This is a genomic window from Bosea sp. Tri-49 (assembly GCF_003952665.1).
In the GTDB taxonomy this organism is placed as follows: domain Bacteria; phylum Pseudomonadota; class Alphaproteobacteria; order Rhizobiales; family Beijerinckiaceae; genus Allobosea.
Map to the genome: position 1 here is coordinate 331,211 of NZ_CP017947.1, position 17,414 is coordinate 348,624.

The window sequence follows — 17,414 nt, forward strand, 5'->3', positions numbered from 1 at the left end:
AGATCTTCGTTTTGACGCCTCGGCAAGCTTCTGACCTGGAGCGAAAGGGGCGCGCCGCTGTCGCATTTCCGGACGCGGGAGCAGGATGAGGTTGATCTCGTGCTTGAAAATCGACGCGGGCGGATCGTCGGAATCGAGGTCAAAGCCGCCGTAACGCTCAGGCCCAAGGACTTTTCAGGTCTGAAGAAGCTGCAGGAGGCGGCGGGCGATAAATTCATCCAAGGTTTCGTGCGTCAAGACCATGACCGCGCGACGCCATTCAGTGAAACAACCCGGGCTGTCGCGGAGTGGAAATTCCTGCACGAAAAGCCACTTTTTCTCCCGCAGGGTGAGTTGCCCTCTTATGAGAACATAACTAGAACGTATGAGCCAAGACGGAGTCAAGATATCGAGGGAGTTGCATATGGACCAGACCGAACTCGCGGACATGCACAAGGCCCAGCTGGTCGACCAGCTCCACATGGCTCAGCACGTCATGCAGGGGTTCACTCGAACGATCCTGCTCGTCAGCAAGACGATTAGCGGCGAGGATGTCGACGGAGCCGAGCTGACGGAGAAGGCCGCACTGATAATCGCCGAGATGCTTCTCAAGGAGGCGGCCGAGAAGCGAAAAGTCAACGACATCGGCGAAGCGGAGATTCGCGAGCGCGCCGTCGAGCAGTTCAGCATGGTGATCCGCGAGACGCTCCGCATGGGTCAGCCTCGGCAGTAGCGTGGTGGATCAAGCGGCGCAATGACGCCGGGTCTGATCCTGCGCCGCACTTGCCCTGGCCACCACGACGTGAAGGGGCGCGGTCGGGAACATACCAAGCTGGGTGCAGTTCTTCGAGCTGAGGGATAGCTAAGGGCAACCTTCGGCTTCACCGTGCACGAAGGAACATCCTATGCTCAGGAACGCCATCTTTGCCGCCGGACTCATACTGCTGCCTGCGACCGCTATGGCTCAGGGCCAGGGCCAGCCCAACGGGTTGCCGGAACCGCCGTCGATGCGCAGCGAACTCGCGCCGCGCTTCAAACAGTACGTGGTCACCCAACGCCCGACTTCCTACAGCTACGCTCAGCCGCTCTCTGTCGGCACCGTTCTGCCGCAGCAAGGCGTAACCTATCGCGACGTGCCGGCGGAGTACGGTGTCAGCGGATATCGCTATACGGTCGTGAATGATCGTACCGTGCTGGTTGAGCCGAGCACCGGCCGGATTGTCCAGATCATCGAGTGATGACTGCGGGCCGGCGCGCGGCACGCGCTGAGTGGCCTAGCCATACGGCCCGCTCCCTAGGGAGCGGGTTTTATCGTTCGAGTATCGTGATTATGGCTACAGACGAAGCCCGACCTCGAAGGCCGGGCCACGCTATAGTTTGCTCGCCGGATTCATCGACGCTTGAAGATGGCTGCCTCACCGGTCCTGCTGGTGGCCCTGGTGGGTGGTATTGATCTTGGTATTACCCTGTTGTCCTTGCGAGGCGGTGTTGGACGGCCGATCATTCGGTTCGGCCTTGTGGGGATCCGTACCCTGATGGCCGGGCTCGCCCCGACCCTTGTCGCTGCGATTGGCAGGCGGGATCGGTGGTTGCTTGCTCACGGCTTACCTCCTTGTCTCAGGAGGCAACCAGCTTTGCGATGAAGGGTTCCGTGCAGCCTGCAGCTCTACCAGTCACTTCAGCTGACTATCCTTGCTGCCGCGTCGATTGATGCCACCGAATTCCGGGCGCCGGTCAATTCCCGACTGGCAATCGACGCAGGTGCGAGCCCCCGGCATGGCCTTTCGCCTGGCCTCCGGGATCTCATCGCCGCATACCTGACAGTGAGTTTCGCCAAGCCCGCTTGGAAGCTTGGCCCGCGCTAGCCGCACGGCGTCCGTCACCGAGTCGTCGATCTGATCCTGAACTGCCCCGTCTGGAGCCCATCCGCTCGCCATCACAATGCCCTCTACCGAACTGCATCAATCGAGGATGATCGCAATGGTTCCATTGTTGGGGCCTCGGACCATCGAAACCGATAACGCGAAGTGGAACAGATCAAGCGTTCGGCCGTTGCACCGGCATCGAACGGCCAACGTGCCGCATGTAACGCGATCGCTGCGCTAGCGACGCCCTTAAAGTGTTTTAGCCATGACAGACTACACCGCTAGCGGCCTCGCCGATGGCCCGATTGCGCGCGCGTCCTCCGCAGTATCGTGGGGCGCGGTCCTGGGAGGTGCCGTCGTCAGCGCGTCGATCTCCCTGATGCTGCTCGCAGCGGGCGCTGGCCTCGGCTTCACATCGATCTCGCCCTGGACGAACGCCGGCGTCACCGCCACGACGTTCGGCATCGGCGCGGTGACCTGGCTGGCTCTCGTTCATCTTATCGCTGCAGGAGCCGGCGGCTACCTCGCCGGTCGGCTTCGGACCAAGCGCGTCGGCGTGCACACCAACGAGGTCTCTTTCCGCGATACCGCTCACGGCTTCATGACCTGGGCCGTCAGCGCGATTGTCAGCGCCGTTCTGCTTGCGTCGGCCGCCTCGGCGATCATTGGCGGCACGGCTCGCCTTGGCGCCAGCGCCGCATCGAGCGTCGGTTCGGCCGTATCCGGTGCAGCAAGCCAGGCAGCCGGTCGGCTCGATCTTTCGAACCTCGACCCGTCCGCTTACCTGACCGACACCCTGTTCCGTGCGGATCGCCCGGCTCCGACATCGACCGACACAGCCCCCGCGCGCGCCGAGGTCGGCCGTATCCTTGCGATGAGCATCCGCAATGGTGACATCGCACCGCCCGACAAGGCGTACGTCGCGAACGTAATCGCGGCGCAGACGGGCATCAGCCAGCCCGACGCTGAAAAGCGCATCAACGACGCCATCGCTAAGACGAAGGAGACCGCCGCCAAGGCGGAGCAGACCGCGCGCGAAGCGGCTGACGCAGCTCGTAAAGGTGCTGCCTCGTTCGCCCTGGCATCCTTCATCGCGATGCTGATCGGCGCGCTGGCGTCGAGCTATGGCGCGACTGTCGGTGGCCGCGCACGCGACAAGGCCGAAGTCTGATCACCAACCTAAACATCCCTCACTAACCCGGAGAGACCCATGGCCACGAACACGCCCAAAGCCCTCGATGACCTGTTCCACGACATGCTCAAGGACGTCTACTACGCCGAAAAGCAGATCCTGAAGGCACTGCCCAAAATGGCGAAGGCCGCCAATTCTGCCGAGCTGAAGAAGGCTTTCGAGACCCATCGTACCGAGACCGAGGGTCATGTCGAGCGTCTCAGCGGTGTCTTCGATGCGATCGGGAAGGCGCCCCGCGGCAAGACCTGCGACGCCATCCTCGGCATTCTCGAGGAAGGCAAGGCGGTGATGGAAGACTACGCCGACAGCCCCGCACTCGATGCTGGGCTGGTGGCCTCGGCCCAGGCGGTCGAGCACTATGAGATGACCCGCTACGGCACGCTCAAATCATGGGCCCAGCAGCTCGGCCACAAGGACGCTGTGGCCCTCCTTGAGGCAACTCTCGCCGAGGAGACCAAGACCGATGAGTTGCTGACGCAGATCAGCAGCTCGACGAACTCAGCCGCCGTCGCGAAGGCGAAGGCAGCCTGAGGCCCGATAGCGTGCAAGGCCTGTTGAGCGGCACTCGGCAGGCCTTGCTTACTCAAGCCTCAATAGCTGTTGGTCAAGAATGCATAAAGGCGCCCTGGTCCTGATCTCCGTAGCGCTGGGTTTAGGGATCATCTGCATATGGACGCTGGGACACGCCCGGGTCATAAGGCGGCTCTGGAAGATTGCCTCGACACTGCGATGCTACCCTATGAAGTGCCACGGGAGCTGTTCTGCGAATGCTACGTTGATGAAGTGAGCAGCATCAGCCACCGCGCCTTTTGCCTCATGACGTTCAATGAAACCAGCGAGATGTCTAAGCGGGCATTAATCATGGAATGTACCGCTTCAGCGTATGAACAGGGTCAGCGCAGACCAGACAAGCCTCCGCATCCTTGAATAAGCCGTTGGCAGCGACCGCTAGATCGTAGCGCGTTGCCGGCGGCGCGTTATCAATGAGGCGTAGGGCCAGCGCGCGGTAGTTCCACTACGGAGTGGAACCAGACAGGCCCCAACAAGTATTGCCATCACAAGGTCAGGCTCCGGCAAAGCAGAGTTCACGGAAGCGCTCGTATGGTGGCCATCGGCATCGCCAGCCACGCGCCGGTTTCCTCCCATGCCGCGCCGGGCCCGACTACCCTCGCAATTGGAGCGAAGACCATGACTAATCGCGAAGATCATCTGATGGACTGGCTGCGCGACGCGCATGCGATGGAGCAGCAGGCAATCACGATGCTGTCGGCCTTAGCCGGCCGCATCGAAAATTATCCCGAGCTCAAAGAAAAAATCGAGGAACACCTAGTCGAAACTAAGCGACAGGCTTCACAAATTGAAAGCTGTATCGAGAGGCGCGGCGGCGACACATCGATAGTGAAAGATTTCACCGCCAAGTTCGTGGCCATGGGCCAGGGATTGAGCGGCGCGTTCGTCGGAGATGAGATCATCAAGAGCTCGATGGCAGGCTACACGTTCGAGCATATGGAGATTGCTGCCTATCGCACCCTGATCACGGCATCCGACGCCGTTGGCGATCCTGAGACCAGTGCCGTTTGTGCGCGCATTATGGGGGAAGAGGAAGCCATGGCATCTTGGCTTGCTGACAATCTTCCGGCCGTGACGGCAAAATACCTGGCTCGCGACGAAATGGATGGGGTCCAGGCGAAGCATTAGGCGGTGGACCCGTACAGCTTGCCGCCGGCATCACGACGGCATCTGGCCCGCTTCATCACGCAGATCGTAATTGCTCCAATCGCTCCGAAGAGCAAGCGGGCTGGATCAGCCATTGAGATAAATGCGCTCTTCGGTGATGACCAGCCTCACGCAAAAGAGTGGCGTCGGCCCTCGCCGCACGCGAACGGAAATGACCGCGTCTGTACCCCTCAGAATTTCCAAGCAGGCACGCCCAGCTAACATTGATCGCGCCGCAACCGCGGCGTGTCTATCATTATCCAACTCCCTGCCATCCACATCGACCAGGTCGTGGAAGCTGTCCTGATAATCGAGATAGTAACGGGGCACACCAAAGCCACTGAGTTGTCACGCGCCAAAACATTCGGTCCCGCCGGCTTGTGAGGCTGGCGGGGCCTTTTACTTTGACACACCATGGGGTTGCGAGTGAAACGCCCGCTCAGGTCAGAAGTTCCTGCGCTCTCAGTCGCTTCCCTAACCGGCTCCGCGTCAGGGAGCGTTGCGCACGGTCATGTCCAAAGCGACATGGAGACAACGGCTAATTCATTGGGCGCCTTTTCCGGCCGTCGATGTCAAAGACAGTTCCACCACTAGGGCAGCCTATAGATTTTTGCCTCGTCGGCCTTCTCGCGGGGACCCTTGAACGATGCGTGCCGCAGCTTTTCGTCATGCGTCCAGCCGCGATAGGTGATCTCAGCTGCGAGCTTTGGCTTGACGCAGACGACGCCCTTGCGGCTCAGGCCACGAGCCCCGCGGCGACGTTGCAGTGATCCGGTCGAGCTGCTTGCGAATTGCGGTTGCGCTCGCATTCGTGAAGCCCGTCCCAACGCTGCCGACATAGGCCAGGCCGTAGTTGCCATGTGCCGCAAGCAGCAGCCGGCCGATGCCGCCAAGCGCCGCGCTGGACGGCTCATAGCCGATGATAAGGAAGGTGTCCGACTGGATGCATTTGATCTTGAGCCAGTCACCACCGCGGCGGGGGCGATAGGGCGCGTCGCGCCGTTTGGCGATAATGCCTTCAAGACTGAGCCGGCAGGCCTCTACCAGGAATGCCGCGCCGTCCGCTTCTGGGGGTGATTATAAAGCTCGCGATCGATGGCAGCACCGACGTCGACCTGCTCTTCGATTCACTGACCTTGGCCAAACTGCAATCCGCGCTCGCGAAAATGGATCAGCGGCACGCGGACGTGCGCCCACCACAGTAAGACGAAAGAGCCCCGCCGGGGTTGCCGACGGGGCTTAAAATGGATGCCTCTCGCCGGCATGTGCTGGGGAGCGACTGGATCAGCGAGAGGCATGGCGCTGGTGGGACGCCGCGCTCAGGCTAGCACGTCACGAGGAAAGAAAAAGCCGCCATGAGGAGCCCAACAGCCCCTCGCCGACGATGCGGCTGGGCAGCGTGCCATATCGACGAGGGGCGTGGCGCTCGGGACCAGCCGGGCGCCGCAACCTGAACTCGCTACGACGTCCTTTGATCCGGGTGACGTGCAGGGAAACAGCCATCGTGCGGTGCCGTACGCTCTGGAGTTTCGTTTAAGACCCCATGCCCGAACCAAATAAGCCCCGCGCGAGTGTGCTAGCGGGGCAAGGCGTCAGGGGCTTTGTCGAAACCGTTCAAGAGCTCGCCGGGCCAGATCTTCGGCAAGAGTGGCGAAGCTCGCCACGATATAGGCCAGCCGCGTCCGCTCTCGCTCAGTGTGCGCCTGAGGAATGCTCGATTTGATCTGAGCCAATGCAGCATCCAGTGCCGCGCCCGCCCGAGCTAGCTTGACGGGATCGGTCAATGATGAAAATGGCATCTCCTTCCCCCAAGGTGTCAGCTCGGGGGTGGAATTAGCGCAAGCATCGGGCTTTCAAGTTTTTGAAATTGGACGTGCACGAGTGACACCGCCCAGGGGAATGTGAACAGCAGTTCACAACCGTGTAAGCATCACCGAACGAACCAATTCCGTTTGGAACGAACGGGGGTTACCTTTGTAGCCGCGGCAATTCGAGACTCGATATGACAGTGCCTGTTGGATGGCTCTATACGGCAGCTGTTGCCGTGATCGGGTTTGCGTGCTGGCAAGTCCTCAATCCTTAGCAGTCTCTTTGGCTGAAAAGAAAACGCCCCGCCGGCAGTGCCAGCGGGGCTGAGTTGGCTTGGTCAAGGAGACCTTTGGAACGCGCTGTGGATCAACCGGTTCCAGCAGCTCACGAGGGTCCGCGTCGCTCCAAAGTACGCATCCGATCGTCGAGGTTCTTGAGGAAGTCGCGCGCGCTGACGAGGTCGGTGTTGAAGCGCTCCAGATTGTCGATCTGCCGCTGCACGCTCTCGATCTGGCGGTAGTGGCCACGCCACTTCTCTTCATGTTCACCGCGAGCAACGGTCACCCGGTCGACTGCCTGGACATCTTCGCGCAGACGCGACAGGTCCGTCAGCGTTCGCGCCGATCGCACATCGAGCTCGCCGCGTGTGACGGCGGCATCGCGCAGCTTCTCGACCCCGACCTCAAGCCGCTCTGTGGAGCTGCGGATTGGCAGATAGGCAAGCGTCCCGATCGAGGTCATGAACGCGAGCAGGAAGCCGGCCGACATGATCATGATCGTCCACTGCGGCCGACCGCGCTCCTCGATCTTGGTCGCCAGCCCTGAGATCGCACCGTTCAATGCCCCGAATTGCGTCTGGAAGGCCTGGTTGAGATCCTGGATGTCTCGCTCGATCCCAGAAACGCGGGTGCGCAGGATACCCAGCTCTTCCCGATCACTTTGCGACCATCCGACATATGCCCCGGGGCGATCACCGGTCTGGCGCGGCCTGATAGGTGTCGTCTCCTGTCGCGGCGCGTCAGCGGGTCGTCACCGCGGGATCATCGACCGTCGTTGCGATATCGGCCGTGGTGACGATCTTCGTCACCTCTGGCAAGACGGCAGCCGATGCGACAAGGCCGGCCTTGCGGCGGACGTAGAGGCTCCAGGCCGTTGGGATTGCCCACATAACGAAGGCGACGATCACCAGCTCGCCGGAGGCATCGATGAAGCCCTTTGCAGCAAGGGCGCCTGCAGCGCTCTGCACGAGGGTGCGCAAGAAGCTGAGGATCTGTTCGCTTATGATGTTCTCCTGGAGGTGACGAAACGTAAATTCGCCGCTACCGTCGCCGGCGGTGCGCGGTGAGGGCGTTGCGATCGTGATGGAAAAGTTGATGGCCAATAACCTGCGCGCGATGTGGCTCAGGGTGGCGCTGGTGATCGCGATCGGAACCGCCCTAGCCCTGCCGATTCTCTGATCCGCTTGCGTGTATTTCTGCATGGCCAGACACGTCTGGCCGTGGTTGCCCCTTGTCGGCATAACAATATGCATCAACTTCAATTTGGTGAGCCATCGAGACGCCGGAGATCCGGGAAGCGATCACCGCCATCATGGAAGGCGGCCTGGACGCCTTCGACCTGCGGGCCAGGAAGTACCGGGTCGACCTCCCGGCCTAGCCGGAGAGGGAATGTGCGGTGGCCAATGCAGGAATCAAAAAACGCTCAATGCAGGATTCATGAAATTACGACACGGGCAGCGCCAATATCTGTTCTCTGGCAAATGTAGATTCGCATAAGGTATCTTATGGAACCTAGAAGCGATTTCATGTCTGTTGGGTTCCGGTGCGTGAGCGGGCTGGATGTAGCCGTCCACCGCATGGAATCGCAAACAATATGCATCCGGCAAAAGGGCTCGAAGAACTGCGGAGCATAGCCCGATCTCACCGACCAAGTAAGCGGCGCTCAAGCAACGCTTGTAGGTCGCGACGACCATCGGCGACAACGAGGATAAAGACCTTATTGCCGCTGACGCGATAGATCAGGCGGTAAGGATCGAGCAGAATCTGCCGGAATTCCCGAACCCCCAGCACCTCGAGTACCCTGGGAAAGCTACCTCGCTCCGGGTGGTGTTCCAGTGTATGGATTTTCTCGAGGAATGCGTCGAGCAACGACTCGGCCGCCTCCCTTGAACGGTGTTCCAGCAGGTATCGGTGAATGGATTCGAGGTCATCTTCGGCGCCTCGCGTCAGTTCGACCTCGAAGCGGCCTTCCTTCATCAACGATCGGCCGCTTTTGCGCGCAACCTTTCGACAACGCCGCGAACGGGCGAGGTCTTGCCGGCATCGATATCCTGATTGCCGATGGCTAGCAGCTTTAGCAGTGCGAGCGTCTCTTGCGTCTGCTCGAAAGAGGCGACGTCCTGGATAACGGCCCTGGCTTCGCCATTCTGCGTGATCACCATGGGCTCCCGCTTCTCGGCGAGGCTTAAAAGGATATCGGCTGCATTGGCCTTCAAATAGCTGATCGGTTTGACCTGGGCCGAGTATCGCATGGCTGCCTCGATCTAAATTCAGACCGAATTTAGTCTGAGCGCGTGCGGGCCGCAAGAGCTAATCGTACGGTCTGAGCTCAAGTGGCCGATCTGTCGGCATCGCCAAACCCGCGCTGCAGGCTCTTGAGGTTTTCCGCAGCTTGAGCGACGGAACTGCTTGTAGAAGACGGTTCGCCAAGAGCCTGCATCATTATGGCGAAGGTCGCCTCCTGTTCGTCCCCGGCAGCCGCGATGATCCCGCGCAGATCGCAATCTTCGCCGACCGGCGCCGGCGGTGTCCCGAGGCTCAATTCCCCGGAAGGCTTCGTACTCACCCGAGGTGCAGAGGCCTTGACGGGCTCTGTCCGCTGCGTGGGGCTGGTCATGGTGACTGGCGACATATCCGGAGGTTTCCAGTTTGCCGGTGCTCTCTCCGAGGCCGCCCGCTCGGCCTTTGCAGCGGTTCTGGGGAGCTGCTCCGTTTCGCTTTGCCGCGCATGCGCCGATGGGCTGATCGTCCCGCCAAGTGGCTTATCCAGCCAGCCATCGAGGCGCGGCAGTGCGGGTGGAGACCCCTTCGCGGCCTCATAGAGCCGGCGATACGGCTTGTCGCGATAGTGCCGAATCTTGGTGAGCTCGAACGATGGGGAGTTCTTCACCATCAGGATCGAGAGCCGCGCCGACATCTCGCGCAGCTCGAGCGGGCTTCGGAGCGGGCGCGGCGTGTAGTGCGGTGCCCAGACGCGTGGCGAGAAGACCCCCTGCCCGGGCCGCATGACCGGCGTCTTGTAGATCTGCGTGGTCTCGCCGAGCATCTCCGACACGAATCCCGAGGTTTCCAGGTCGTTGATCTGGATGAACAGCTTGATCTGCGAGCCCGAGACCGTGGTGATGCGGGTGTTGCGGCCATAGAGTTCGTCGAGCTGGGCGATGTCCTGCATAATAATCGCCATGCGGAAGCCATAGCCGGCGGAGATCGTGATTTTCGAGATCAGCGAGTCCATCCGCCCGACATGGTAGAACTCATCGAGCATGAGCAGGACCTGATGCGGTTCGTCGGGCCCTGGGATTTTTTCCATCAGCAGGTCGTGGATCTGCTGGAACAGGATGCGGATCAGCGGCCGGAAGATCGCGAGTTCCGCGATGCTGCAGCCGATGAAGATGGTCATCGGGTAGCGGCGCAATGCGCGGATGTCGAAGTCGGAGGTCTCGGTCGCGGCCGAAATCAGTCCGTTGTTCCACAGGCTCATCGCCATGTTGATGTTGAACACGGCGCTGTTGCGGGTTTCCGGCTCGAGCGCGATGTACTGGTTGAAGCTGTCGACGACCCAGGTCGGCAGATGCTCGCTTTCAGTCTTCACGATCGCCCGCAGGACGGTCGAGATGTCCTTGCCGGTCGTCGTCATGCGCGCAACGCTGCGCATGTGCTGTGCGGCGGCCGTCAGCGGCGACGAGAGTACGTACCCGATCAGCGCCGAGAGCAGGAGGCGCCCTGCCCCGGCCCAAGTGTCGTCGGCCTTTTCGGGAATAACAAAGCTCGCGACGACAAGGCAGTCCGTTGCCATACGCTCGTCGCGGCGCACGAAATCGAGCGGATTGTAGCGATGGGTATCGGGTGAGCCCGGCGAGAACATGAAGACCTTGTTGCCCTGCTGCTGCCGGTGGCCGGCGAGGGCTTCGAAATTCTCGCGCTTTGGATCGAAGAACACGGCCGAGCCCTGCCAGAGATAGCCGTTCGGCAGCACAAAGCCGGTGCCCTTGCCCGACCGGGACGGTCCGACGACGAGGATATGAGCCGGCTCGTCCGAGCGGATGGTGACGCCGTTCAGCGTGCCGAGGATGATGCCTCTTTTGGCGGTGAGGCCCTGTTTCGCGGCCTCCATGAAGGTTCCGAAGCGGGCCGCGCCAAACGGCATCTGCCGACGATTGATCAGCCCGATGACGACGAGGCCGACACCGAGCGCGACGACGGCGCCGGCAGCATAGCCGGCACGGATCAGCGCCTCGGTGCGGGTCGGCGGAAAGATCAGCCGCTCATGGAAGTGCCGCCAGGCGATGAAGGCGAAATCAGAGGAGCGGTCGGCGTTCTGCATCCGAAGCAAGGCCCAACGCTGCGATCCTTCGCTCGGAAACCGCGACGGCGCCCAGCGCAGGCCAACAACCACCTCATAGGCGAGGCCCCAGAGCAGCCAGAAGGCAATCAGCGCCAGGATGGCAATGCCGATCCTATAGACGACGATGCGCGCCATGGCCCCCCTCCTCTCCCTGGCGCTCCTTGGGCCATTCCGCCATCCGCGCGAAATAAATCGCCGACGTGCCGCGCCAGCCGCCGATCTTGGTCTGCTGGATCACGATCGGCAGGACCGACTTGATGTAGGCGATAATCTCCTCGCGCTTCAGGCCGAGCCCGGCCTGCATCACCATGAGTGCAAGCTGCTCGAAGGCGCCGGTGGGGCTGTCGGCATGAACCGTGGTGATGCTGCCGGGATGGCCGGTGTTGATCGCACGGAGAAAGGAATAGGCCTCCGCGCCCCGGATCTCGCCGAGGAAGATCCGGTCGGGGCGCAGGCGCAGCGACGCCTGCAGCAGCATCTCGACGGTGATGCGCGCCTCGCCCTGGTCGCCTTTCGAGGCGATCAGCGGCAGATAGTTCTGCTGGATCGGCCTGACCTCGCGGGTATCCTCGATGGTGATGATCCGCTCGTCGGCCGGAACCTCTTTGAGGATCGCGTTGAGGAAGGTGGTCTTGCCTGAGCTGGTGCCGCCGGAGAGCAGGATCGAATACCGACTGACCACGGCGAGCTTGATAAAATCCTCGATCCGTCCCGCATCGAGATGCTCGCAGAGCGCCTGGTCGGCTTCGGTCAGAAACCCCTCCCCGGCCGTCTCCACCTGCTTGAACGAGCCGAGCTTGCGGTAATCGTCGAGTCGCATCTCCTTGATCACCTGCTTGCGGATGGCGAAGGCACCGCCAGCTGTAGTCGCCGGCGGAATGACGCCCTGGAAGCGTTCGCCAGTCGGAAGTGCCGCTGACAACAGCGGGTGCTCCTCGTTGACACTCTGCCCGGAATGGCCGGCGATGCGCTCGGCGAGATGGCGGATCGCCTGCTCGGTCAGTTGCGGAACGTCGTGACGCTCCATCGCGGATTGGCCGAAGCGCTCGACCCAGATCACGCCCGGGCCATTGGCGCAGATCTCGACGACCTGGTCGTCGTCCAGCCAAGGCCGCAGAGGCGAAAGCGCGCGGTCAAGGAAGACCGTGAGGTTTCTGGATGGTGCGCTCACGCCTGAGCTCCCGCAGCGCCTCCTTCACCGGATCGGGATAAAGGGACGAGAAATCGAGATCCCGCCGGACGAAGACGATGATCCGGATACCCTGGTCGAGATGGATCGTCGGCGGGATGTTGATCGAATTCTTGAGCGCCTCCTGGGCGATGTTGGTCAAGGTTTGCGAGACATTCTGGGCGGCGATCTGCCTCGCCTGCAGGGAGAGCTGGTTCTGCCCGACGCCGGTCTGGGTCTGCGTGACCGCGCCAGTGACGGGGTCGGTCGTGGTGACGACCGTGCCATTGCCGGTGCTGTCGTAGTTCTGGCCGAAGCCGCTGAGGAACTGCGCGGCGCCGCCGACGAGGGACAGCATGATCGCCGCGCCGAAGCGCTCAAGATAATGGTTGTCGACGGTGCCGGCGCTGCCGGCCCGGCCGAGATCGTCAGTGCCGTTCGAACCGAGCTGGATCGAGACGCCGTCGGAACGCAGCAATCGTGTCCAGACGACGAAGACACGGGTCTGGCCGCGGGTCAGGCCGGATTTGTACTCGCCGACGAGCCGGCTGCCGGCCGGGATCAGGATGCGTCGGCCGTCGTACGACCAGACATTTTCGGTAACGACGGCACGCACCATGCCGGGCAGGTCGCTCTGGACGGCGGTCTCCAGCACGCCGCGGATCAGCGTGCCCTGGGCGACCAACGCATCGATCCGATTGTTCCTGGTTGCGCGCGAGATATCGACGCCGGCGGCCGACACCGAGGCGAGGAAGCGGCGATTGGGATCATCGTCTGCGGCCGTCGCGGTTCCCGATGAGCTCTCAAGATTCCCGGCACCGGCGGCCGTCGCACTATTGTCCGAGATCACCTGCGGGGCGCGCAGACGCTCCCATTTGCGGCGTTCCTCTTCCGCCAGCCGCTGGCGTTCGAACTCGGCCAGACGGCGCGCCTCGTCGTCGTTAGCCGCTGCGGTCGGGAGGGGAGGTTCGGGCGCGGGTGGCGGCTGGATCGTCTGGGGCGGTGGTGGCGGAGGAGCCGGCGGTTCGACCGGCGCTTGCGGGATGACGATCGTGCCCTGGTCGGTCTGGGGCCGCGGCGTCGACAGCGACGGCGCCGGAAACTGCGTCGTCGTAAACTCCTCCTTGTCTGGCGTGGTCATGATGGTCGGGCGCTGATTGGTCGTGCGATAAAGCAGCCAGCCGGCCACGACGAGCGCTCCAGCCGGAATGCCGACCGTAAGCAGGCGGCCGAGCACGGTGCGGCCGCGGGCGACCGAGGTCGCGGCCGCGGCCTCCAGCTCGAAAGCGCGATAGTCGTCAGCGCTCGGCATCGCTTCTCCTCATTTGCCGGTGGCGCCGATGCGCTGCGGCGCGTAGGGCTCGAGCCCCGTGGGCTCGTGCAGGTTGGTGCGGCGGCGGTTGAAAATGCAGGTCGCATCCTGGCCATTGCGCAGCGTCCACTGCGCCGCGACCTTGTCGACGACGACATAAGGGCCTTCCGTTCGGAAATTAACCAGGCTCTCGTTGCGGTCGCCGTCGACGATGTAGATCGCCGGCGTCTCGCCTTCGAAGCGGAACCAGGTCTTGGTCCCGTCGTCGAACACCGTCATCGGCTTGTTGGCCGAGGCGCCCTTATAGCCATAGTCGCTATTGGCGTTGGCGATGTTGAGGGCCTTGAGATTGGGATGGGCCGCGCGATCTTTGGCGGTTGCGAGCAGACGCGCATCGGCCTCGTCATCCGGGAAGCGGAAGCGCACGGCGTAGGTCTGGTCCTGTGCGGGGTGCGTGTTCGAGCGCAGCAGGAAGACATAGACGCGCTTGGTGGTGACGACATTGAGGTTCGACAGGGCGTTCTTCTCGACCGGCTTGACGAAGATGATGTCGCCCTTGCGGTTGGGCTCGACCTTCCAGGCGATCGCGTCGCCAAGCGCCAGCGTCTCGATCTTCTCGTCGGACTGAAGCTGGATCATCGTCGAGGTGCCGTAGCTCGCGTCGATCGCCGTGACATTGTCGCGGTTATAGGTGACGTCACGGATCCGGGCGTCGATCCGGCCAGGCCGCGGCGTCGCCTCGGCGAAGGCTGCGGAGATCGTCAGAGCTGTGATCGCGAGGCCGAGCAGAGTGCGCCGCATCACGGCTGGCTCCCTGCCGTGCCCGGTGACGGAGCCGTCTCCTGGTCGCGGCGATATTCGAGTGCCTGGAATCCGAGCGGATTGTCGAAGCGCCATTGGTTGCGCATCGGTGTCGCGGTGTAGCGGAAGCGCACGAGCGAGACCCAGTGTCGGGTCAGGATGTTGGTCGCCGATTTCTGATCGGTCGAGAAGCGCACCAGGGCCGTGCGGTGGTTCGGGAAGGTCACCGATTTGATGGTGACGGCAACCTCGGTGTTCGAGCCGAACAGCTTGACCGGATTGTTCGGATTCGCCGGCGAATAGATCTCGGTGAGTTCGCGCGAGGCGTCGCCGGCCGAGAGCAGCTGGGCGAGGTCGAAATTGTCCTTGAGTGCACGCGGATCATAGGTCTCGCGCGCCTTGATATAGCGCACGACGCTGAACATGGTGACGGCTTCGTCCTGCGTCAGCGCGCCCTCGGCCATCGGACGCTTGACCTCGACGAAGCCCGTCGTCTTGTCGACCACGACCATATAGGGCTCGTAGGTCTTGAGCGGCACGAGCAAGGCAAGCAGCCCGAGCGCGACGACGGCAACGACGGTCATCACCGCGGCGACGATCCAGGCGAGGGCCCGTGAATTCCGATTACGGCGGGCGAGATCATGTTCCCAGGTCGCGCCCTCGGCGTAATAGCGCGGATCGACCCGAGGTGATTCCGATGCGGTGACCTCGCTCATGACCGCCCTCCTCGCTCGCCGGTTCCGGGCGCGGCAGCCTGATTGCGAATCTGGTCGGCGAGCCGGCGGAATTCGGGGGTCTCGGCCCAGGAGCCCGCGCGCAAGCCGACGCGGGCACGCTGACGGGCGGTGAGTTCCTCGCGCCGCGACAGCGAGGCTGGTCTGAACGGATTGCGCAGATCGAGCCGGGTCCGGTTGGCGGCGAGGCCAAGGCGATAGCCTGTCGCGGTCGCGAGCACGGCGCCGATCCGCGGCGCGTGGACAGGAACGCCGCCGGCGATCGCCGCGGCGACGTTGTTGATCTGAGCGAGCAGCAGAATGCCGATGATGGCGAGCAGAACGACCGGACCGATCGTCGCCCAGGTCGCGGACTTGCTGCCGGCGACGCCGTTCAGCGCATCGATCGATTGCTGGATCAGCGAGACGTAGAAGGCGAGGAAGGCGTAGACGAGGATCTGCACCACGAAATACTGCGCGATCGCGCCGAGCCAGCCGCTGAAGAAGCGGCTCGTCACGCCGAACAGCAGCAGGATGATGAAGACCGGCGCGAGCGCGAGCAGCAGCCACATGAACATCTTCGAGAGGATGATCAGGAAGATCGCGAAGCCGATCAGGATCGCCATCGCGACATAGAAGACGGCGGCGAAGATGTAGGGTCCCCAATTTGTGATGCCGGCATTCTGCAGGAAGGCTTCGGTGGCGCTGTTCGTCGTGTCCCACATGTTCTGCAGGGCATTCTGGACGCCGTTGACCGAGGTGAGGTTCGCCGAGGTACCGGTGTTGTTGGCGGTGGTGACGACGCTGAGCAGAGCGTTGCCGATGGCTGAGGGGCCGCTGTTCATCGCGTCGTAGACGAGGGTCTGGAAGTCGCTCCAGCTCGTCGCTAGCGCGTAGATCAGGAAGGCCCGAAACAGCCGGAAGGCATGGTCGGCCGGGCCGCCGGTCGCGGTTCCCTGCCAGATGCCGACACCCCATAAGATCACATAGAGCGTGAGCAGGAGCCCGGCGACGCTGGTGGCGCCGCCAGAGGTCGCGGCGTTCGCCAAAGCCTGGTAGGCGCTCGAGACGTAAGTCTCGCCGATCTGATCGACAGATTGCAGGAGCGTGGTGACGCTGAAGGACTTGGCCATCGTCGTCCTCAGATCGGCCGCATCGGGCCGCAGGGTGTGAGTGAGGTGAACGCGGCCAGCGGCAGTGATGGGGCGCCCTCGCGGGATGCGATCGAGGCCGCGTCCTCGTCGGCCGAGCACGGCGCCTTCAGCGGCTTGTAGGCGCAGCCGCCGAGAAGGCCTGCGAGCAGCGCGAGGGTCGTCAGCCTGCGCGCGAGGATCACGGCACCGGCGCCTTCGGCTGTGTGAAGGCATGGCGCGGGACGCTGCCTTTGCCGCATCGTCCGAACTTTGCTGGGTATCGGGTGTTGCCGGGCGGTTCGACGGGACTGCCGAAGAGCCGATCGCAGCCGCGACGAAGGCGACGACCAATCCGCCAAGACACCACAGAACGATCTTGCCGGTATCGGGCCCTCATTGGGTGAACTTCATGGCGCGCGCGACGGCCGATTCCGCCGCGAGACGATCGAGATTGGCCTGGTTGGCCGCAGCCGCCGCGGTGTTGACCGTACCGGTGAGCTCGTTGATCGTCTGGCCGGTCTGGACCTGAACCTGGGTGTTCTGGTCGACGCTGCCCTTGAGATCCTGGGCCTTTCCGATCTCCTGGCCGCCTTGGGTGAAGGCTTGCGAGCGCTGCTTCACAGCGCCTTGCGTGGAATCGATCAGGCCCGACAGGGTCGCCGCGACGTTCACGGAGTTCTTGTAGGCGGTGTCGACCGGATGGGTCTTGCCGCTCACCATCCCGGTGATCGTCTGTACGAGCTGGAGCCCGTTGATCAGAGTCGAGACGATATTCTGCGATCCTGAACCCATTCCGGCGAAAGACAGCGTCCCGCCCGAGATCACCGAGCCGAGCGAGGGGGCCGACCCCATGGAGAAGCCACCGCCGAGCGCCATCTGCGCGAGCGAGCCTTGCGCCTGAGACGAGCGATCCCCGGTGACGGCGGCCAGCGTCTTTTGCGTGAACTGCATGATTTGCTGGTCGGCAGTGAGGATCTGCCGTGTCGTCGAAGCGATTTCCTGGGCTTTGATGAGATTGGCACCGTCACGGGTCGGGACCTGCGCGAAGACCGGACTGGTAATCGCGATCGCAAGGCCTGAGAGCAGCAAGCGGAGGCGCATCG

General features: G+C 62.7%; 22 protein-coding genes and 1 pseudogene. 6 read left to right on the forward strand and 17 right to left on the reverse strand.

Annotated elements, in window-relative coordinates; genetic code table 11:
- Positions 1-57: 57 nt before the first annotated feature.
- The 3 genes from BLM15_RS30575 (at position 58) to BLM15_RS30585 (ending at position 1,217) form a co-directional block, all read left to right on the forward strand.
- On the forward strand, positions 58-522 hold the full coding sequence (locus BLM15_RS30575) for a DUF4143 domain-containing protein (protein ID WP_236846860.1): 465 nt from the start codon (positions 58-60) through the stop codon (positions 520-522).
- Positions 404-712 carry a hypothetical protein gene (locus BLM15_RS30580; protein WP_126116675.1) on the forward strand — a complete coding sequence of 103 codons (309 nt, stop codon included), beginning with the start codon at positions 404-406 and terminating at the stop codon, positions 710-712. Before BLM15_RS30575 ends, BLM15_RS30580 begins: the two co-directional genes overlap by 119 nt.
- A 172-nt stretch (positions 713-884) precedes the next feature.
- Complete coding sequence (locus BLM15_RS30585; protein WP_126116676.1) at positions 885-1,217, forward strand: DUF1236 domain-containing protein; 333 nt, start codon at positions 885-887, stop codon at positions 1,215-1,217.
- 177 nt (positions 1,218-1,394) lie between these two features.
- Here the strand turns inward: BLM15_RS30585 and BLM15_RS30590 are convergent, their stop codons facing one another.
- Together BLM15_RS30590 and BLM15_RS30595 are read right to left on the reverse strand one after the other, a co-directional pair.
- A complete protein-coding gene (locus BLM15_RS30590; RefSeq protein WP_126116677.1) occupies positions 1,395-1,580 on the reverse strand; it encodes a hypothetical protein in 186 nt (61 codons plus the stop codon).
- A 72-nt stretch (positions 1,581-1,652) separates the two neighbouring features.
- On the reverse strand, positions 1,653-1,916 hold the full coding sequence (locus BLM15_RS30595) for a DksA/TraR family C4-type zinc finger protein (RefSeq protein WP_126116678.1): 264 nt from the start codon (positions 1,914-1,916) through the stop codon (positions 1,653-1,655).
- Positions 1,917-2,109: 193 nt separating this feature from the next.
- On the opposite strand from BLM15_RS30595, the gene BLM15_RS30600 reads away from it, so the two are divergent.
- From BLM15_RS30600 to BLM15_RS30610, 3 genes are all read left to right on the forward strand, one after another.
- Entirely contained in the window at positions 2,110-3,015 is a 906-nt protein-coding gene (locus BLM15_RS30600; protein WP_126116679.1) for a hypothetical protein, read from the forward strand.
- A gap of 39 nt (positions 3,016-3,054) precedes the next feature.
- Positions 3,055-3,567 (forward strand): YciE/YciF ferroxidase family protein, encoded by a 513-nt coding sequence (locus BLM15_RS30605; protein ID WP_126116680.1) that lies wholly within the window; start codon positions 3,055-3,057, stop codon positions 3,565-3,567.
- 657 nt (positions 3,568-4,224) lie between these two features.
- Entirely contained in the window at positions 4,225-4,734 is a 510-nt protein-coding gene (locus BLM15_RS30610) for a ferritin-like domain-containing protein (RefSeq protein ID WP_126116810.1), read from the forward strand.
- A gap of 105 nt (positions 4,735-4,839) precedes the next feature.
- On the opposite strand, the gene BLM15_RS32415 is transcribed toward BLM15_RS30610, so the two are convergent.
- The 15 genes and pseudogenes from BLM15_RS32415 to BLM15_RS30680 form a co-directional block, all read right to left on the reverse strand.
- Positions 4,840-5,082, reverse strand: a complete 243-nt coding sequence (locus BLM15_RS32415) for a DUF6894 family protein (RefSeq protein WP_442859479.1) — start codon at positions 5,080-5,082, stop codon at positions 4,840-4,842.
- 260 nt (positions 5,083-5,342) lie between these two features.
- Positions 5,343-5,799 (reverse strand): annotated as a pseudogene (locus BLM15_RS30615) (ATP dependent DNA ligase).
- Positions 5,800-6,344: 545 nt separating this feature from the next.
- Positions 6,345-6,536, reverse strand: a complete 192-nt coding sequence (locus BLM15_RS31710) for a hypothetical protein (RefSeq protein WP_126116681.1) — start codon at positions 6,534-6,536, stop codon at positions 6,345-6,347.
- 409 nt (positions 6,537-6,945) lie between these two features.
- Positions 6,946-7,329 (reverse strand): hypothetical protein, encoded by a 384-nt coding sequence (locus tag BLM15_RS30625; RefSeq protein WP_126116682.1) that lies wholly within the window; start codon positions 7,327-7,329, stop codon positions 6,946-6,948.
- A 250-nt stretch (positions 7,330-7,579) separates the two neighbouring features.
- A complete protein-coding gene (locus BLM15_RS30630) occupies positions 7,580-8,041 on the reverse strand; it encodes a Pam3-gp28 family putative phage holin (RefSeq protein WP_126116683.1) in 462 nt (153 codons plus the stop codon).
- A 439-nt stretch (positions 8,042-8,480) separates the two neighbouring features.
- Entirely contained in the window at positions 8,481-8,816 is a 336-nt protein-coding gene (locus tag BLM15_RS30635; protein ID WP_126116684.1) for a type II toxin-antitoxin system RelE/ParE family toxin, read from the reverse strand.
- The gene (locus BLM15_RS30640) at positions 8,816-9,091 is read right to left on the reverse strand and encodes a type II toxin-antitoxin system Phd/YefM family antitoxin (RefSeq protein WP_126116685.1); all 276 of its coding nucleotides are present in this window, start codon (positions 9,089-9,091) and stop codon (positions 8,816-8,818) included. The genes BLM15_RS30635 and BLM15_RS30640 overlap by 1 nt, the downstream gene beginning before the upstream one ends.
- A gap of 77 nt (positions 9,092-9,168) precedes the next feature.
- Positions 9,169-11,319 carry a type IV secretory system conjugative DNA transfer family protein gene (locus tag BLM15_RS30645; protein WP_126116686.1) on the reverse strand — a complete coding sequence of 717 codons (2,151 nt, stop codon included), beginning with the start codon at positions 11,317-11,319 and terminating at the stop codon, positions 9,169-9,171.
- On the reverse strand, positions 11,297-12,355 hold the full coding sequence (gene virB11, locus BLM15_RS30650; RefSeq protein WP_126116687.1) for a P-type DNA transfer ATPase VirB11: 1,059 nt from the start codon (positions 12,353-12,355) through the stop codon (positions 11,297-11,299). Before virB11 ends, BLM15_RS30645 begins: the two co-directional genes overlap by 23 nt.
- Positions 12,318-13,664 (reverse strand): type IV secretion system protein VirB10, encoded by a 1,347-nt coding sequence (gene virB10 / locus BLM15_RS30655; protein ID WP_126116688.1) that lies wholly within the window; start codon positions 13,662-13,664, stop codon positions 12,318-12,320. Before virB10 ends, virB11 begins: the two co-directional genes overlap by 38 nt.
- A 9-nt stretch (positions 13,665-13,673) precedes the next feature.
- Entirely contained in the window at positions 13,674-14,465 is a 792-nt protein-coding gene (virB9, locus tag BLM15_RS30660) for a P-type conjugative transfer protein VirB9 (RefSeq protein WP_126116811.1), read from the reverse strand.
- Complete coding sequence (locus BLM15_RS30665; RefSeq protein WP_126116689.1) at positions 14,465-15,181, reverse strand: VirB8 family type IV secretion system protein; 717 nt, start codon at positions 15,179-15,181, stop codon at positions 14,465-14,467. Before BLM15_RS30665 ends, virB9 begins: the two co-directional genes overlap by 1 nt.
- Positions 15,178-16,311, reverse strand: coding sequence for a TrbL/VirB6 family protein (locus BLM15_RS30670; protein ID WP_126116690.1), 1,134 nt, complete (start codon positions 16,309-16,311; stop codon positions 15,178-15,180). Before BLM15_RS30670 ends, BLM15_RS30665 begins: the two co-directional genes overlap by 4 nt.
- Positions 16,312-16,319: 8 nt before the next feature.
- Positions 16,320-16,514 carry a hypothetical protein gene (locus BLM15_RS30675; protein WP_126116691.1) on the reverse strand — a complete coding sequence of 65 codons (195 nt, stop codon included), beginning with the start codon at positions 16,512-16,514 and terminating at the stop codon, positions 16,320-16,322.
- Positions 16,515-16,704: 190 nt separating this feature from the next.
- Positions 16,705-17,412 carry a type IV secretion system protein gene (locus BLM15_RS30680; RefSeq protein WP_126116692.1) on the reverse strand — a complete coding sequence of 236 codons (708 nt, stop codon included), beginning with the start codon at positions 17,410-17,412 and terminating at the stop codon, positions 16,705-16,707.
- Between the last annotated feature and the right edge of the window lie 2 nt (positions 17,413-17,414).

Excerpts from the sequence above, each read along its gene's own strand:
- BLM15_RS30585 (WP_126116676.1), top strand. The coding sequence starts at position 885 with ATGCTCAGGAACGCCATCTTTGCCGCCGGACTCATACTGCTGCCTGCG.
- BLM15_RS30630 (WP_126116683.1), bottom strand. The coding sequence starts at position 8,041 with ATGCAGAAATACACGCAAGCGGATCAGAGAATCGGCAGGGCTAGGGCG.
- BLM15_RS30680 (WP_126116692.1), bottom strand. The coding sequence starts at position 17,412 with ATGCGCCTCCGCTTGCTGCTCTCAGGCCTTGCGATCGCGATTACCAGT.
- BLM15_RS30605 (WP_126116680.1), top strand. The coding sequence starts at position 3,055 with ATGGCCACGAACACGCCCAAAGCCCTCGATGACCTGTTCCACGACATG.
- BLM15_RS30595 (WP_126116678.1), bottom strand. The coding sequence starts at position 1,916 with ATGGCGAGCGGATGGGCTCCAGACGGGGCAGTTCAGGATCAGATCGAC.
- BLM15_RS30580 (WP_126116675.1), top strand. The coding sequence starts at position 404 with ATGGACCAGACCGAACTCGCGGACATGCACAAGGCCCAGCTGGTCGAC.
- virB10 (WP_126116688.1), bottom strand. The coding sequence starts at position 13,664 with ATGCCGAGCGCTGACGACTATCGCGCTTTCGAGCTGGAGGCCGCGGCC.
- BLM15_RS30640 (WP_126116685.1), bottom strand. The coding sequence starts at position 9,091 with ATGCGATACTCGGCCCAGGTCAAACCGATCAGCTATTTGAAGGCCAAT.
- BLM15_RS30610 (WP_126116810.1), top strand. The coding sequence starts at position 4,225 with ATGACTAATCGCGAAGATCATCTGATGGACTGGCTGCGCGACGCGCAT.
- BLM15_RS30600 (WP_126116679.1), top strand. The coding sequence starts at position 2,110 with ATGACAGACTACACCGCTAGCGGCCTCGCCGATGGCCCGATTGCGCGC.
- BLM15_RS30645 (WP_126116686.1), bottom strand. The coding sequence starts at position 11,319 with ATGGCGCGCATCGTCGTCTATAGGATCGGCATTGCCATCCTGGCGCTG.
- BLM15_RS30625 (WP_126116682.1), bottom strand. The coding sequence starts at position 7,329 with ATGTCGGCCGGCTTCCTGCTCGCGTTCATGACCTCGATCGGGACGCTT.
- BLM15_RS30635 (WP_126116684.1), bottom strand. The coding sequence starts at position 8,816 with ATGAAGGAAGGCCGCTTCGAGGTCGAACTGACGCGAGGCGCCGAAGAT.
- virB9 (WP_126116811.1), bottom strand. The coding sequence starts at position 14,465 with ATGCGGCGCACTCTGCTCGGCCTCGCGATCACAGCTCTGACGATCTCC.
- BLM15_RS30670 (WP_126116690.1), bottom strand. The coding sequence starts at position 16,311 with ATGGCCAAGTCCTTCAGCGTCACCACGCTCCTGCAATCTGTCGATCAG.
- BLM15_RS30665 (WP_126116689.1), bottom strand. The coding sequence starts at position 15,181 with ATGAGCGAGGTCACCGCATCGGAATCACCTCGGGTCGATCCGCGCTAT.